Source organism: Mesorhizobium temperatum (genome assembly GCF_002284575.1).
Lineage (GTDB): Bacteria > Pseudomonadota > Alphaproteobacteria > Rhizobiales > Rhizobiaceae > Mesorhizobium > Mesorhizobium temperatum.
In genome coordinates, this window is sequence record NZ_NPKJ01000048.1 from 188384 (window position 1) to 204130 (window position 15747).

16 protein-coding genes and 1 other RNA gene are annotated in these 15747 nt (G+C 63.9%); 3 read left to right on the forward strand and 14 right to left on the reverse strand.

Annotation, left to right across the window (positions count from 1 at the left end; all coding sequences use genetic code 11):
* Positions 1 to 220: 220 nt before the first annotated feature.
* The 13 genes from CIT26_RS16875 to ffs all read right to left on the reverse strand — a co-directional run bounded on the left by CIT26_RS16875 (position 221) and on the right by ffs (position 13025).
* Entirely contained in the window at positions 221 to 1498 is a 1278-nt protein-coding gene (locus CIT26_RS16875) for a 4-aminobutyrate--2-oxoglutarate transaminase (protein ID WP_095493622.1), read from the reverse strand.
* Between the two features lie 323 nt (positions 1499 to 1821).
* Entirely contained in the window at positions 1822 to 2568 is a 747-nt protein-coding gene (locus CIT26_RS16885) for an ABC transporter ATP-binding protein (protein WP_095493721.1), read from the reverse strand.
* Complete coding sequence (locus tag CIT26_RS16890) at positions 2565 to 3398, reverse strand: ABC transporter ATP-binding protein (protein WP_095493624.1); 834 nt, start codon at positions 3396 to 3398, stop codon at positions 2565 to 2567. The genes CIT26_RS16885 and CIT26_RS16890 overlap by 4 nt, the downstream gene beginning before the upstream one ends.
* Entirely contained in the window at positions 3395 to 4315 is a 921-nt protein-coding gene (gene nikC, locus CIT26_RS16895) for a nickel transporter permease (RefSeq protein WP_095493625.1), read from the reverse strand. The genes CIT26_RS16890 and nikC overlap by 4 nt, the downstream gene beginning before the upstream one ends.
* Positions 4312 to 5379: an ABC transporter permease gene (locus CIT26_RS16900; protein WP_095493626.1), complete on the reverse strand. Its 1068-nt coding sequence runs from the start codon at positions 5377 to 5379 to the stop codon at positions 4312 to 4314. Before CIT26_RS16900 ends, nikC begins: the two co-directional genes overlap by 4 nt.
* Positions 5380 to 5397: 18 nt before the next feature.
* Positions 5398 to 7041, reverse strand: a complete 1644-nt coding sequence (locus tag CIT26_RS16905; RefSeq protein ID WP_095493627.1) for an ABC transporter substrate-binding protein — start codon at positions 7039 to 7041, stop codon at positions 5398 to 5400.
* On the reverse strand, positions 7038 to 7196 hold the full coding sequence (locus CIT26_RS35950; protein ID WP_206072775.1) for a hypothetical protein: 159 nt from the start codon (positions 7194 to 7196) through the stop codon (positions 7038 to 7040). The genes CIT26_RS16905 and CIT26_RS35950 overlap by 4 nt, the downstream gene beginning before the upstream one ends.
* A gap of 66 nt (positions 7197 to 7262) precedes the next feature.
* Positions 7263 to 8540, reverse strand: coding sequence for a lytic murein transglycosylase (locus CIT26_RS16910; protein WP_095493628.1), 1278 nt, complete (start codon positions 8538 to 8540; stop codon positions 7263 to 7265).
* Positions 8541 to 8717: 177 nt separating this feature from the next.
* Complete coding sequence (gene recR, locus CIT26_RS16920) at positions 8718 to 9323, reverse strand: recombination mediator RecR (RefSeq protein ID WP_023802085.1); 606 nt, start codon at positions 9321 to 9323, stop codon at positions 8718 to 8720.
* Between the two features lie 69 nt (positions 9324 to 9392).
* A complete protein-coding gene (locus tag CIT26_RS16925) occupies positions 9393 to 10304 on the reverse strand; it encodes a cell wall hydrolase (protein WP_095493629.1) in 912 nt (303 codons plus the stop codon).
* A 339-nt stretch (positions 10305 to 10643) separates the two neighbouring features.
* Positions 10644 to 10967 carry a YbaB/EbfC family nucleoid-associated protein gene (locus CIT26_RS16930; RefSeq protein ID WP_023802083.1) on the reverse strand — a complete coding sequence of 108 codons (324 nt, stop codon included), beginning with the start codon at positions 10965 to 10967 and terminating at the stop codon, positions 10644 to 10646.
* Positions 10968 to 10990: 23 nt separating this feature from the next.
* Entirely contained in the window at positions 10991 to 12823 is a 1833-nt protein-coding gene (locus CIT26_RS16935) for a DNA polymerase III subunit gamma/tau (protein WP_095493630.1), read from the reverse strand.
* 105 nt (positions 12824 to 12928) lie between these two features.
* An RNA gene (ffs, locus tag CIT26_RS16940) (signal recognition particle sRNA small type) lies at positions 12929 to 13025 on the reverse strand.
* A gap of 250 nt (positions 13026 to 13275) precedes the next feature.
* On the opposite strand from ffs, the gene CIT26_RS16945 reads away from it, so the two are divergent.
* The 3 genes from CIT26_RS16945 to CIT26_RS16955 are packed head-to-tail and all read left to right on the forward strand — an operon-like array spanning position 13276 to position 14983.
* Positions 13276 to 13695, forward strand: coding sequence for an HIT domain-containing protein (locus CIT26_RS16945; RefSeq protein WP_095493631.1), 420 nt, complete (start codon positions 13276 to 13278; stop codon positions 13693 to 13695).
* A 34-nt stretch (positions 13696 to 13729) separates the two neighbouring features.
* A complete protein-coding gene (nudC, locus tag CIT26_RS16950) occupies positions 13730 to 14671 on the forward strand; it encodes an NAD(+) diphosphatase (RefSeq protein WP_095493632.1) in 942 nt (313 codons plus the stop codon).
* 18 nt (positions 14672 to 14689) lie between these two features.
* Entirely contained in the window at positions 14690 to 14983 is a 294-nt protein-coding gene (locus CIT26_RS16955) for a Dabb family protein (RefSeq protein WP_095493633.1), read from the forward strand.
* Positions 14984 to 14998: 15 nt separating this feature from the next.
* On the opposite strand, the gene CIT26_RS16960 is transcribed toward CIT26_RS16955, so the two are convergent.
* A complete protein-coding gene (locus CIT26_RS16960; protein ID WP_095493634.1) occupies positions 14999 to 15652 on the reverse strand; it encodes a glutathione S-transferase family protein in 654 nt (217 codons plus the stop codon).
* Between the last annotated feature and the right edge of the window lie 95 nt (positions 15653 to 15747).

The window sequence follows — 15747 nt, forward strand, 5'->3', positions numbered from 1 at the left end:
TTGATATTCAGGTGATGCCGGCCTGCGAACGGCGGTTTCCTGCGCTGATCCTTCCCTTCTCCCCTTGTTGTGGGAGAAGGTGGCCGAGCGAAGCTCGGTCGGATGAGGGGTGTTCCAGCTTGGCACCGACCGCACTCCGTCCAACACCCCTCTTCCGTCTCGGCGCTCCGCGCCGATCCACCTTCTCCCACAAACAAGGGGAGAAGGGCAGCCGATCCGCTCAGGTGGCGCGGACCTCGCGGATCGAGCTTTCCAGGACGTCGAGCGCTTCGTTCATGACTTCGTCCTGGATGGTGATCGGCGCCAGGAAACGGATGACGTTGCCGTAGACGCCGCAGGTGAGCAGGATCAGACCCTTGTCGAGCGCCTTCAGCCGGACCGCATTGGCGATCTCGGCCGATGGCAGGCCCTTCTTCACATCGTTGAACTCGACTGCGTTCATGAAGCCGGGGCCTCTGATATCAACGATCTCCGGCGCGTCGTCGCGGATCGATTGCAGCCGCTGCTTCAGCCGCGCGCCCAGCGCGTTGGCGCGGTCGCAGAGTTTCTCCTCGTCGATGACGTCGAGCACGGCATGCGCCGCGGCGACGCCGATCGGGCTGCCGCCATAGGTGCCGCCGAGCCCGCCGGGGTTCGGCGCATCCATGATCTCGGCACGCCCGGTGACCGCCGCCAACGGAAAGCCGCCGGCCAGGCTTTTCGCCATGGTGGTGATGTCGGGCGCCACTTCGTGATGATCCATGGCGAACATCTTTCCGGTGCGGGCAAAGCCGGTCTGCACCTCGTCGGCGATCAACAGCATGCCGTGCTGGTCGCAGATCTTGCGCAGCGCCGTCATAAACTCGCGCGGCGCCTCGTAAAATCCGCCCTCGCCCTGCACCGGCTCGACGATGATGGCGGCGACGCGGGCCGGATCGACATCGGCCTTGAACAGCCGGTCGAGCGCGGCCAGCGAATCGGCGACCGAGATCCCGTGCAGCGCCACCGGGAACGGCGCGTGGAAGACATCGGCCGGCATGGCGCCGAAGCCGACCTTGTAAGGCACGACCTTGCCGGTCAGCGCCATGCCCATGAAGGTGCGGCCGTGGAAGCCGCCGGCAAAGGCGATGACCGCTGGCCGGCCGGTGGCGTTGCGGGCGATCTTGATGGCGTTCTCCACCGCCTCTGCGCCGGTGGTGACGAATATCGTCTTCTTGTCGAATTTGCCCGGCAGCATGCCGTTCAGCCGTTCGGCTAACCTGACATAGCTCTCATAGGGCACCACCTGGTGGCAGGTATGGGTGAAGCGGTCGAGCTGCGCCTTGACCGCCTCGATCACCTTGGGATGGCGGTGGCCGGTGTTGACGACGGCGATGCCCGAGGAGAAATCGATATAGCGGCGGCCTTCGACATCCCAGATTTCCGAGTTTTCGGCGCGGTCGGCATAAATTTGCGTGGTCATGCCGACGCCGCGTGAAATCGACTGGTTCTTGCGTTCGGAAATGGCTGAATTCTTCATGATGTCCCTTACCCGGCGGCGCCGGTTCTCGTTTGGATGACTGCCGGGAATTGTTCTGACCTTATTTCACGTTTTCCTCAAGTTGGCACTGGCGGCAGGCGATTGGGCCTGCCGCCATTGGCGTCATGTTCCTTCGCGCCCCCCTCTGGCCTGCCGGCCATCTCCCCCACGAGTGGGGAGATTGGCTGTCATTGATCGCTTCGCCAATCTCCAACGTCGCCGAAGGGAAGCCGTCGACGAAGCTGCCGATCTCCCTCCTTGTGGGGGAGATGGCCGGCAGGCCAGAGGGGGGCGCGAAGGAACGCGACGCAGGTGATTGAAGGCTACGTCCGCACAAACCCGTCGCTGGCCCGCAAAAGATTGCGTGTATAATCCCTGGTCACGCGGCGCTCGACGAGATCACCCGCGGTGAGGTGTTCGACCGCCTCGCCGTTCTGCATTACCATCAGCCGCTCGCACATATGGGTGATGATGGCGAGGTCGTGGCTGACCATCAGGAAGGTCAGCTTGCGCCGCCGCCGGATCTCCTCCAGCAGGTTGAGCACCTCGGCCTGCACGGAGGCATCGAGTGCCGAGGTCGGCTCGTCGAGCAGCAGGATCGACGGTTCGAGGATCAGGGCACGCGCAATCGCCACGCGCTGGCGCTGGCCGCCCGACAATTGATGCGAATAACGGAAGCGGAAGCCGGTGCCGAGCCCCACCTCGTCCAGCGCCCGCTGGATGCGCTTCTCGCCATCGGCAAAGCCGTGGATGGCGAGCGGCTCCTGCAGCAGGCGGTCGACGGTCTGGCGCGGATGCAGCGAGCCATAGGGGTCCTGGAAGACCATCTGCACCTCGCGATAGAAAGCCTTGTCGCGGCGCGCACCGAGTTTTTTCCCGTTGACGGTGATGCTGCCCGAAGCGGCCGGCGCGAGACCGGCGATCGCCCGCAGCAGCGTCGATTTGCCGGAGCCGGATTCGCCGACCAGGCCGAAGGATTCGCCGGATTGCACTTCGAGGCTGACGCCCTTCAGCGCGCGAAACCGGTCGAAGATCACCTCCAGCCTGTCGACGGAAAGCGCTGATGTCATGCCGCCCACTCCGGCTTGCGGTCGAGTACCGGCAGCGGGTGACGGTCGGCGCCGATCTTGGGCATGCAGTTGAGCAGGCCACGCGTGTAAGGATGCTGGGCGCGGCCGAGCTCCGATGCCTTGAGCTGCTCGACCACCTTGCCGGCATACATGACGATCACCCGGTCGCAGAAGGACGAGACCAGGCGCAGATCGTGCGAGATGAAGATCAGCCCCATACCGCGCTCGCTGACCAGCCGGTCGAGGATGCCGAGCACGTCGAGCTGCACGGTGACGTCGAGCGCCGAGGTCGGCTCGTCGGCGATCATCATCTCCGGCCCGGCGATCAGCATCATGGCGATCATGGCGCGCTGGCCCATGCCGCCCGACACCTCGTGCGGATGCAGGTCGAAGACACGTGCGGGATCGCGGATCTGCACCGCCTCCAGCATGGCGAGCGCACGGTCGCGGGCTTCGGCCTGGCCGACCTTCTCATGCGTGCGCAGCGTCTCGACGATCTGGCGGCCGATGCTCATCACCGGGTCGAGCGAGTATTTCGGGTCCTGCAGGATCATGGCGATGCGCTTGCCGCGCAGCGCCCGGCGGTCGCGGGGCGAGGCCGCGAGCAGGTCGATGCCGTCGAAAGCAAGTTTGCTGGCGGTGACCTCGGCCTGCGGCGGGGTCAGGCCCATAATGGCGCGGCCGGTCTGCGACTTGCCGGAACCGCTCTCGCCGACGATGCCGAGCCGTTCGCGGCCGAGCGAGAACGAGACGCCGCGCACCGCCTCGATCCGGCCGGTGCGCGTCGGGAAGGTGACGCGCAGATCGTCGACATCGAGAAGCGTGCTCATTGGTCGCCACTGCGGGGATCGAGCGCGTCGCGCAAACCGTCGCCGAGCAGGTTGAAGCCGAGGCTGACGAAGAGGATGGCAAAGCCCGGTGCACCGGCCACCCACCATTGGTCGAGCACGAAGCGGCGGCCCGACGCGATCATCGCGCCCCATTCCGGCAGCGGCGGCTGTGCGCCGAGGCCGAGGAAGCCGAGACCGGCTGCGGTCAGGATGATGCCGGCCATGTCGAGCGTCACCCTTACGATCAGCGACGAGATGCAGAGCGGCATGATGTGGCGAAGCACGATGCGAAACGGCGAGGCGCCCATTAATTGCACCGCCTTGATGTAATCCGAATTGCGCACGGTGAGCGTTTCGGCACGGGCAATACGGGCATAGGGTGGCCAGGAGGTGATGGCGATGGCGAGCACCGCATTCTCGATGCCGGGGCCGAGTGCGGCGACAAAGGCCAGCGCCAGGATCAGCTTCGGAAACGCCAGAAAGATGTCGGTGATGCGCATCAGGATCGCATCGATCCAGCCGCCGGCATAGCCGGCGACGGTGCCGACCAGCAGGCCGATAGGGGCGGCAATGACGGCGACGAGAATGACGACGTAGAGCGTCCAGCGCGAACCGAAGATGACGCGCGAAAGGATGTCGCGGCCGAGGTCATCGGTGCCGAACCAGTGCGCGGCGCTCGGCGCCAGCAGGCGCGAACCCTTCAGGTCGCCGATGGTCGGCGAATAGGGCGCCAGCACATCGGCAAAGGCGGCGACCACCAGCAAAGCGATGATGATGAGCAGACCGAGAAACGCCAGCCGGTTAGCGGAAAAGCGCCGCCACGCCACATAGGCACGGCCGAGCCTTGCCTGCATGCGCGAAGCCGGCCGCTCGCTGAGCAGCCAGTCGCGACGGCTTTGTATCGCTTCTGCGCTCATCGTACCTTGGTCCTTGGGTCGAGCACCCGGTAGAGCAGGTCGGACAGGAGATTGATGCCGATGAAAACCGAGCCGATGATGATGGTGCCGCCGAGCACCGCGTTCATGTCCGCGTTCTGCAGGGAATTGGTGATGTAGAGGCCAATGCCCGGCCAGGAGAACACGGTCTCGGTCAGCACCGAGCCTTCGAGCAGGCCGGCATAGGATAGCGCAATCACGGTGACCATCGGCACCGCCGCGTTGCGCAGCGCGTGGCCCCAGATGATGCGCGTCTCAGACAGGCCCTTGGCGCGCGCCGCTACGATATATTCCTGGGCAAGCTCGTTCAGCATGAACGATCGCGTCATGCGGCTGATATAGGCGAGCGAGAAATAGCCAAGCAGCGAGGCCGGCAGGATGATGTGGCGGAAGGCATCGCGAAACACATCCCACTGCCGCTGCCACAGCGCATCCAGAAGGTAGAAGCCGGTGATCGGCGTGAAGGTGTATTCGTAGACGATATCGAGGCGACCGGGAAAAGCCACCCATTGCAGCCTGGCATAGAACAGCACGAGCGCCAGCAGTCCCAGCCAGAAGATCGGCACGGAGTAGCCGACCAGGCCGATGATGCGGACGATCTGGTCGATGATGCTGCCGCGCCGGACCGCGGCCAGCACGCCGAGTGGCACACCGATGAATGCACCGATCAGAGTTCCCAGCGTCGCCAGCTCGATCGTCGCCGGAAAAGCGCGGCGAATATCGGTCATGACAGGATTGGTGGTCAGCACCGACGTGCCGAAATTGCCGTTCAGGGCATTTTTCACATAGATGTAGAACTGCTCGATCAGCGGCAGGTCGAGCCCCATCTCGCGACGCGTCCGCTCGACGACATTGGCCGGCGCCCGGTCGCCGAGCACCGCCAGCACCGGGTCGATCGGGATGACCCGTCCGATGAAGAAGGTCACCGCGAGAAGACCGAGATAGGTGGTTATCGCGATGACCAGGAAGCGGGCGATCGACGACGCGACAGCGACAGCACGGGCGCTGCCGCGCCCTGCCGTCGCTTCGCTTTCAACCGTGCTCATACGGCGCGTCCGCCGGCATCATTCCTTGGAGATCTGGCCGACGAAGTTGGTGTCGAAGCTCGGGCCGAGCGCAAAGCCCTTGAGGTTCTTGCGCAGGCCGGCCACTTCCAGCTGCTGGTGAATGACGATGAAAGGACTGGTTTCGAGGATCTTCTTCTGCAGGTCCTGGTACATTGCAGCGCGCTTGGCCGAATCCTTCTCGAGCAGGGCCGCTTCCGTTTCCTTGGTCAGGTCCGGAATGTCCCAGGCGTTGCGCCAGGCCAAGGTCTTGGTCTTGCCTTCATCCGAATTGTCGGGGTTGCTGGCGAAGGTCTGGGCGTTGGAGTTCGGATCGAAATAATCCTGGCCCCACACGCCGATATAGATGTCGTGATTGCGGGCGCGGTATTTGGTCAGCGTCTGCTTGCCGTCGCCGGGAATGATCTCCAGCTTGATGCCGGCCTGTCCCAGCGTCTGCTGGATCGATTCGGCCATGCCTGTCTCCGGCTGTCTGCTGCGCACGTCCATGGTGACGCTGAAGCCGTCGGCGAGGCCGGCCTTGGCAAGCAGTTCCTTGGCTTTGGCGACGTCGAACGTGAAAGGATTCTCGTCCAGCTCGCCGAGCACGCCTTTCGGCAGGAAGGTCTGGTGGATCTCGCCGATGCCTTTGAGGATGGTCGAGCTCAAGGCATCATAGTCGACGAGATATTTGAAGGCCTGGCGAACCTCGGGCTTGGCGAGGTTCGGATTCTTCTGATTGAGGCTGATGTAAAAGACCGTGCCCTTTGGCGCGCTGGTGGTGGTGAGATCGGCGTTCCTGGCGATGGCGTCGAGGTCGTTTGGCTCGAGATTGCGGGCAACGTCGATGTCGCCGGCCTCGAGCGCCAGACGCTGACCCGAGCTTTCCTTCATGTTGCGATAGATGACGCGGGCAAGCTTGGCCTTTTCGCCGTGATAATTGTCGTTGCGCTCCATGACGACGACCTCGTTGGCCCGCCATTCGCGCAGCTTGAAGGCGCCGGAGCCGGCATAGCCGGTCTTCAGCCAGGCATTGCCGAAATCATTGTCGTATTTGTAGTCGGCGCTGGGTGTCACCGCGGCGACATGCTCCTTGACCAGCTTGGCGTCGACGACCGAGGCGACGGTTGCCGACAGACAGTTCAGGACGAAGCTCGGCGCATACGCCTTGTCGACGGTGAACTGGAACGTCGTATCATCGATGGCCTTGGCCTTCTCAGTGACGTTGTCGCCATTGATGCCGAACTGCCCGATGATAAAGGCCGGGCTCTTGTCGAGCTTGATGGCGCGCTCGAACGAGTAGGCGACGTCCGCCGCCGTGATCGGGTTGCCCGAGGCAAATTTCAGGCCGGGCTTGAGCTTGAACGTGTAGGTCAGGCCGTCGTCGGAGACAGTCCAGCTTTCGGCGAGATCGCCCTTGACCTTGGCGGTATCGCTGAGATCGAGGCGGACAAGAAGATCGTAGGTGTTGCCGGTGACCTCGGCGGTCGACAGCTCGAACGCCTCGCCCGGATCCATGGAGATGATGTCGTCGATCGCGAAACCCTCGACCAGCGTGTCGGCGGGCGTGACCGCAAGGGCAGGTGAACCGGCCAAAAGCAGCACGGACATGGCCGCGCCCGCGAGCAAGAAGCGGGAGCGTAGAGCAAACTTTTCCATTATCATTTCAAACTGTTCCCTTTTTTGTTGACCTGAGTTCCCGGCTCAGGGTTGCAGCGTTCTTTGCCGGGCTGAACGATGGCCCTGGACCGGTTGTCGCGGCAATTTTTGCCCAGTTCCGCCTCACCATATCCGGCGCTTTCAAGCGCGGCAACGAGCATTTGCAAAGCTGTTTGTTGGACCAGATCAGGCAGCCACAACCGCCGGAAGCGACACCCGGAGTGCAGCTATTTCAACGCAGTGACCAGGTCGGAGTCGGGAAAACAGGTGGCGGCGCGACCGCTCTTCGCCTGCCATTTGCCGATCGAGCGGCGGGTCTTGAAACCGGGCAAACCGTCGGCGCTGCCGACATCGTAGCCGTTCGCCTCCAGCGTCCGCTGCAATGTGGCGATGTCCGACCTGTGGAGCCCGCCGACCGCGCCCCAGCGCCCTGAAAAATTGCTGTCGCCGTGGGCGATGCGGTCAGCGCCATGGCCAACGAACAGGGCGTAGAGATCACTGGTGTTGTATTGCTTCAGCACGTAGAAATTGGGCGTGACGATGAAGGCCGGACCGTTGCGCCCGGCCGGCATCAAAAGAAAGCCTTCGGCCTTCAACTCGCGCGCCGGAAACGGTCTTGCCGCGACGCGCTTGATGCCCATATCAGCCCATTCGGAAATCCGCTTGCCCTGGTCCGGACCTTCGAGCGAGCAGGAGACCGCTTCCGGCACCGTCACCTCGAAGCCCCAGCCGCGGCCCTTCACCCAGCCATAGTGGACGAGATAGTTGGCGATCGAGGCCAGCGTGTCCGGCACCGAGTTCCAGATGTCGGCCCGACCGTCGCCATCGAAATCGACGGCATGTCTGAGGAACGAACTCGGCATGAACTGCGGCTGGCCGAGTGCGCCGGCCCAGGACGATTTCATCGCGCCGACCGGGGCCAGCCCACGCTCGACGATTTCGAGCGCCGCCATAAGCTCGGTGCGGAAGAAATCCTTCCTGGTCGCCATGAACGCCTTGGTGCCCAGCACTTCGAAAGCGTCGTAAGGCATCTTCGCCGCGCCAAAACCGCTCTCGCGGCCCCAGATCGCCAGCAGCACCTCGCCCGGCACGCCGTAGCGCTTCTCGATCGCGGCGATCGTCCTGGCATTGGCCGCCTTGCGCGTGCGGCCACCGGCGGTCACGGCGCGAACCGTCTTTTCGGCGAAATAGGCGCCGGGCGAACCGAACTCCGCCTGATGCTGCTTTTGCGGCGTCTTCGCCTTTTTGCCCGGCATCACCAGGTCGGGCAATTTGAGGTTCGGTTTGACGCCGTCGAAAGCGGCGTCGAAGGTTTTTCTGGAGATGCCTTTGGCGCTGGCTTCAGGCCAGAGATCGCTGCTGAGCCAGGTGCGGAACTGGTCATCGATTTTTGCTGCGAAAGCTGGGGCTGCGAGGAGGAAGGCAGTCAGTGCGACGAGGAGAAACGCGACGGCTATTTTGTGAAAGCAGCGATCCTTCCCACCCCCCTCTGTCCTGCCGGACATCTCCCCCGCAAGGGGGGAGATCGGCAGCTCTGACGCCGGCGCCTTTTCTCCAACGCTGGAGGTTGGCGAAAGCCGGCGTGACATCCAATCTCCCCCCAAGTGGGGGAGATGTCCGGCAGGACAGAGGGGGGCGCGACGGAACGCAGTCATTTCAGAAGCACCTTCCCCCCAACTTCCTCAAAACGCCGTCCGCGAGCGCAGCGCGGCGGCCAGCGTGCCTTCGTCGAGATAGTCGAGTTCGCCGCCGACCGGCACGCCATGCGCCAGCCGCGTTACCTTGATGTCGAAGCCGGACAATTGGTCGGTGAGATAATGCGCGGTGGTCTGGCCCTCGACCGTGGCGTTGACGGCAAGGATCACCTCCTTGACCTCGCCGCCGGCGACACGGTCGACCAGCGAGCGGATGTTGAGCTGCTCGGGGCCGATGCCGTCGAGCGGCGACAACGAGCCGCCGAGCACGTGGTAGCGGACATTCATGGCAGCCGCCCGCTCCAGCGCCCACAGGTCGGCCACGTCCTCGACGACGATCAGCGTGCCGGCGTCGCGGCGCGGATCGGTGCAGATCATGCAAGGGTCGGACGTATCGACATTGCCGCAGGTCGAGCAGATGCGCACCTTGTCGACCGCCTCGCTCATGGCGGCGGCCAGCGGCGACAGCAACTGCTCCTTCTTCTTGATGAGGTGAAGTGCTGCTCGCCTGGCCGAGCGGGGACCGAGCCCCGGCACCTTGGCCAGGAGCTGGATCAGGCGTTCGATCTCGGGACCGGCGATTCGCTTCGACATCGCGTCGGTTTAGGATTTTTCCGCGCGCTTTGGAACAGTGTCATCTTGGACGCGCAACAACTGCGAGCCTCAGTATGCTTCCAGCGGCCGGCTCTGGCCGGCGATCATCGCGCCAATGGCGTCGGTGTTCTCGGGTGTCGATTCAAACGACATGGTCGGCTCGGCCGGCGCCGCCGGGAATGACGTGACCGGTCGCGCACCGGCGGTGCCGCCGAAACGGGCGGCGTCCGGCTCTTGCATCGGCTGTTGCATCGCCACAAGGGTCGCCTTCTCCGGCGTCGCCTTCTTGGGGATCGCCGGTTGCGATGCGACCGCGGTTACATAGGTTGCGTTGGTGGATGTTGCCTTGGCGAATTCTGCCTTGGTGGCCGGCGCCGCGGAGGCCACGAGCGTCACTGGTGCGGCGCGCGCCGACCCCCGCGGCGTGTCCTGCGCCACGGCGACCGTGGGCTCGTCCGGCAACGGTTTCCAGTTCCGGCCGCGCTTTTCATAGAAGGCGTTGCCGCCGGCGACCATGGTGTAGTGCATGTTCTTGTAGGGAAAGCGCAGGCCGGCGGTGTGAAAGAACATCGAGTTCTTCAGCTTGGCCTTGCGCTCGCCCTTGAGCACCGCCTCGGCGGCTTCCTCGACATCGGGCATCGCCTTCGAATTCATTCGCCGTGTCATCACGCCCGGCGCGAACTGGCCGCGCTCGCCGACCACCTGGCAGATGGTGTTGCCGTGCTTGCCGGAGCGCAGCCGGTTCATGACCACCGTGCCGACGGCAATCATGCCGTCACGGCTCGACCGGTTGGATTCGAAGAACATCGCGCGCTGGAGGCACTCCTTATCCTTCGGTGTGTGGCTGTAGGGCCGGGACCTGACGGCATCGGTCAGGCTGGCCACGGACAGGCCGTGCGTGGTCTGACTGCAGGCGGCCAAAAACAGCGGAGAGGTGATGACGCCGAGCAGCAACGGCGTCTTCCATCGGGTCGCGATCAAAGATATCCCCTCATTCTGTCGCCAGCCCGCCCCTGGTTGCGGCAAGAATGAGACACTTTCAGGCAAAAAGATGGCTAAAGCGTTATTAAGTGTGCGGAGTTGCCTAATGGACACACCGGTGGAGCAAGCGACCGCCGGATCGCGGCATGGCACTCCATGGCCACTGTATCGGCATGGATCCTAAAATTTAAGGGTCTCCGCAGGAGGGGCTTCCCCAAGGCTGGAGCCATGGGCTCAGTCGACCGGCATGCCGTTACCTTCGAGCGTCGCAGCCTTCGCAGAGTGGGCTTGCCGGGCCAAGCCATGGGCTCGCTCGACCGGCATAACTATCAACACACCTTAGAACGGCAGCTTCATTCCCGGCGGTATCGGCAGTCCTGCGGTCAATGCTTGGGTCTTTTCCTGCATCATCTGCTCGACCTTGGCCCTGGCGTCATTGTGGGCGGCGAGAAGCAGATCCTCCAGAATCTCGACCTCGTCCTCCTTGAACAGCGACGGGTCGATTTTCAGGGACTTCATCTCGAATTTGCCGGTCAGCGTCACGCTGACCAGGCCGCCGCCAGCCTGTCCGGTGGCTTCCAACGTGGCGATCTCGTCCTGCATGGCCTGGAACTTGGCCTGCATTTCTTTCGCCTTGCCCATCAGGCCGAGAAGATCTTTCATCGCGTGGTCCTCTACGATTGATATCAGGTTTCGTCTTCGTCTGTGGCCGGCTCGATCGGAACCTCGGCCTCCACCGCATCGGCTTCCGGTGCGTCGGGAATGCGCACGTCGATGATCTTGGCGCCGGGAAAACGCGCCAGGATGGCGGCGACGGTCGGATCGCTCTTGGCATCGAGGAGCGCGTTTTCGCGTTTGGTCGATTCCATCTCGGCCAGCGTCTGGCCGCCCTCTTCCTTCGACAGCGACACCAGCCAGCTGCGGCCGGTCCAGGCGCGCAATTTGGCGGTCAGATCGTTGAGCAGCATCTTCGGCGCGTCATCGGTCAGGCTGACGTCGATACGGCCCGGCTCGATGCGCACCAGGCGCACGCAGCGCTTCACCAGCACCTTGAAGGCCATGTCGCGCTGGGCGTCGGCAAGGGCGACGATGTCAGCCAGCGACTTCACCGGCACCGGCACCGGCGCATCCGCGACCGGCTCCGGCGCCGGAACGAAAGCCGCAGGCATCGGCTCGGGTTCGACCAGCCGCATCGTCTGCGCGCCGCCATTGGCCGTTTGCATCCGCGTCTGCGCCACGGCGCTGGCGCCGCCGTTGCTGGGACTTGCTGGGCCGGGACTTGCCGGTCCAGAGCTTGCCGGCGCACCATTCAAGCGTGGCGCTTCACCCGGCACCGACGCTCCGCCCTCCAGCGATTTCAGCGCCTCGTCCAGTGTCGGCAGGTCGGCGGCATGCGCCAGCCGGATCAGCACCATTTCGGCGGCACTGACCGGCCGGTTGGAGGACTGCACCTCGGGAATGCCTTTCAACAGCATCTGCCAGGTCCGCGACAGCACTCTGACCGACAGCGCCTTGGCGAAATCCGCGCCGCGCCGGCGCTCGTCCTCGGACAGCGAGGCATCCTCGAGGGCCGTCGGTACGAAGCGCAGCCGGGTGACGAGGTGGTTGAACTCGGCAAGGTCGGTCAGCACCGCGGCCGGATCGGCGCCGGTGTCGTATTGGTTGCGGAATTCGGCCAGTGCGGCCGCCACGTCGCCCTTCATCACATATTCGAACAGGTCGACGATGCGGGCGCGGTCGGCCAGCCCGAGCATGGCGCGCACCGCTTCGGCGCTGACCGCGCCGCTGCCATGGGCGATCGCCTGGTCGAGGATGGACAGCGAATCGCGCGCCGAGCCTTCGGCCGCGCGGGCGATCATCGCCAGCGCGTCGTCGTCGACGGCAATGCCTTCCTTGTCGGCGATCGAGGAGAGATGCGCGACCAGCGTGCCGGCATCGATACGCCTGAGGTCGAAGCGCTGGCAGCGCGACAAAACGGTGATCGGAACTTTGCGGATTTCGGTGGTGGCGAAGATGAATTTGACGTGCGGCGGCGGCTCCTCCAGCGTCTTCAGCAGGCCGTTGAAGGCCTGGGTCGAGAGCATGTGCACTTCATCGATGATGTAGACCTTGTAGCGCGCCGATACCGGTGCGTAGCGCACGCGCTCGATGATATCCCTGATATCGTCGATGCCAGTATGCGAGGCGGCGTCCATCTCGATGACGTCGACATGGCGGCCTTCCATGATCGCCTGGCAGTGCTCGCCCAGCACGGCAAGATCGACCGAAGGCTGGTCGACGGTGGCGGTCTTGTAGTTGAGCGCCCGCGCCAGGATGCGCGCCGTCGTCGTCTTGCCGACACCACGCACGCCGGTCAGCATCCAGGCCTGGGCGATGCGGCCGGTGGCGAAGGCGTTGGTGAGCGTGCGGACCATCGGCTCCTGGCCGATCAGTTCGGAGAAATTCGCAGGTCGGTATTTGCGCGCCAGAACGCGATAGGCGGCGGCCTTTTCCGTTCCCGAATTTCCGGCTTCGCTCATTCGCCCGTAAAGCTCCAAGGGCCGCGCCTGCAGGCGGCCGATTCCTGCGCATAGTTTCGCCCGCAGGGCTTGGCGCCGTCAATGTCGCGGGAGAAAGGCGAAGAGGTGGGAGGCTGGAACAATGACCCGTTCCGGGCTCGTTAGGGCTGCTTCCTTCCGGACCTGACCCGGTTGGCGAGTGGACCGTCCACCACCAACCTCCCGCTTTCCATATCGGCAATTCGGCGATGAAATGCAAGGGCGCAGGATCAATCAGCCGGGAGTGGCGTCGAAAGCTGAAACAAAAAACCCGCCTCGGGGGCGGGTCATTGGCGCAAATCAGCACCATGCCGAAACTATTAGCATAACTGCCGTCACAAAGCAACGATTCGCTTGCCGCCTCTTGCGGGCCACCGGCAGCCGCTCTAGCGTTCAAAAGTCTAAAAAACACGACAAAAGTGAAGGAAACGCCGATGTCGCCGGGCCTCGAGGCCGGATTCACGCTGGATGCTCGTCTGGAGGCGGACAGCGAGCAGTTGATGTGGCTCGGCCTGTGCGAATTGCGGGTGATGAACGACCGCCGCTGGCCGTGGCTGCTTCTGGTGCCGCAGCGGCCGGGCGCGGAGGAAATCCACGATTTGACGCCGCTCGACCAGGCGATGCTGACCTTCGAGACAAACATGGTGGCGCAGGCGCTGAAGACGGTGACCGGCTGCACCAAGATCAACAGCGGCGCACTTGGCAACATCGTCCGCCAGTTGCATGTCCATGTCGTCGCGCGCTCGGAAGGCGATCCCGGCTGGCCGGGCCCGGTGTGGGGGCACGGCATGCGCGAACCCTACCAGCGCTCGGACCTTCGCCGGTTTGCGCAACAGATAAAGGCGGCGCTATAAGCCTGTCCCGTGTCCATCCTGAAGTTGAGTCTCCATGAGCTTCCGCCTGTTTGACGCGCCCTTGCGCGAGCCGAGCCAATTCGTCGGCTTCGCCGGCAATGTGATCGACCGGCAATCGGAAAACCGCGCCGACGATTCCGTCGAAAAGGCGCTCGCCGATCCCTCGGTCAGGCTTTTGCTGATGCATGGCGGGCGGCTCTACCTCAAGCTCAGGGATGGCGGCTTCGACCCCTGGTTCGGCGCCGAAGAAAGCCAGCCACTGCGGGCGTCGCTCGACGATGGCGTCCTGCTCGGTTTTTCCGACAGCGTTCCGGTGCTCGCGGTGCCGGCCGGGCTCGATCCCGAACAACTGCCCGAAACGGTCAAGGCCATCGACTATCGCTCGGTCTATATGCAGGGGCTGATCGACGAGGCGGCGGCCGGCGCGATGGCGCAAGGCGCTGCATTGCTCGCCTGGCATGCCAGCCACCGCTTCTGCAGCAAATGCGGCGCTGAAGCCGAGATGCGGGCCGGCGGCTATAAGCGGCTTTGCCCGGCTTGCGCCACCGAGCATTTTCCGCGCACCGACCCGGTGGCGATCATGCTGACCGCAACGCGTGAAAAATGCCTGCTTGGCCGCGGCCGGCATTTCGCGCCGGGCATGTATTCGGCACTTGCCGGCTTCATCGAACCCGGCGAGACGATCGAGGCGGCGGTGCGCCGTGAAACGCTGGAGGAAGCCGGCATCAGGCTTGGCCGCGTCGTCTATCACGCCAGCCAGCCCTGGCCGTTTCCCTATTCACTGATGATCGGCTGCTTCGGCGAGCCGCTCAACGACGACATCCAGGCCGACCTCAACGAGTTGGAAGACTGCCGCTGGTTCGTTCGCGACGAGGTGATGTCGATGCTGGCCCGCGAGCATCCGGACGGCCTGGTAACGCCGCCGAAGGGGGCGATCGCCTACAACCTCATCCGCGCCTGGGCCGACAGCGCATAAGCCTCACAAGGGGAAAAAATGATCCGTCACACAGTGGTGTTCAGGCTGAAGCACAAGGAGAGCTCGGCCGAGGAGGCAAAATTTCTCGCCGACGCCAAAATATTGGCGGCGATACCGGGCGTCGAAAAGTTCGAGCAGTTGCGGCAGGTCAGCCCGAGGAACGATTTTCGCTTCGGCTTCTCGATGGAGTTCGCCGACCAGGCCGCCTATTCCGGCTACAACGACCATCCCGACCACGTCGCCTTCGTCCGCGACCGCTGGATCCCGGAGGTCGAGGCGTTTTTGGAGATCGACTACGCGCCGCTGAGCTAGGCAGAGTCCAATCACTCAGCCGGTCGGTGACTTGCCTGTGAAAACCGCCAGTTGAGCGGCGAAAGCACGCTTGTAGGCCGGCCGGGCTTCGCCGCGGGCGACATAGGCGGAGAGGTTCGGATATTCGTCCAGTATACCCGACCCGCTCAACCTTAGCAGCACGTGCACCATCATCAGGTCCCCGGCGCTGAACGCACCATCGAGCCAGTCGGCATCGCCAAGGCGACCGGAAAGCTCGCCCAGCCGGTCACGGATGCGATCCTCGACCATAGGCAGGCGCTGTTCGTGCCAGGTCTCGTCGCGCTCCAGGAGCACGGCGGTTTGGCGCTCAAGGATCGGCGGCTCCACGGTGTTTAGCGCTGCAAACATCCATGAGATTGCGCGCGCCCTGGCATTCGCATCGTCTGGCAACAGGCCCGCATGGCGCTCGGCGATATGGAACACGATCGCCCCCGACTCGAACAGCGCAAGATCGCCTTCCTCATAGGTCGGAATCTGCCCGAAAGGATGAAGCGCGAGATGCGCGGGTTCCTTCATCGCTTTGAACGAAACAAGACGAACCTGGTAAGGCTGGCCCACTTCTTCAAGCGCCCAGCGAACACGCATGTCGCGCGCCAGTCCCCTGCCGCGATCGGGCGACTGCTCAAAGGCGGTGATGGTGGGGATCATTGGAAGGCTCCGGATGATTGCATGACGCCATCGTGCGTGACGTCGTCGATTGAGATCAGTTTCCTCATCTCGTCGTCTCCCTTCTTTGATTGTGG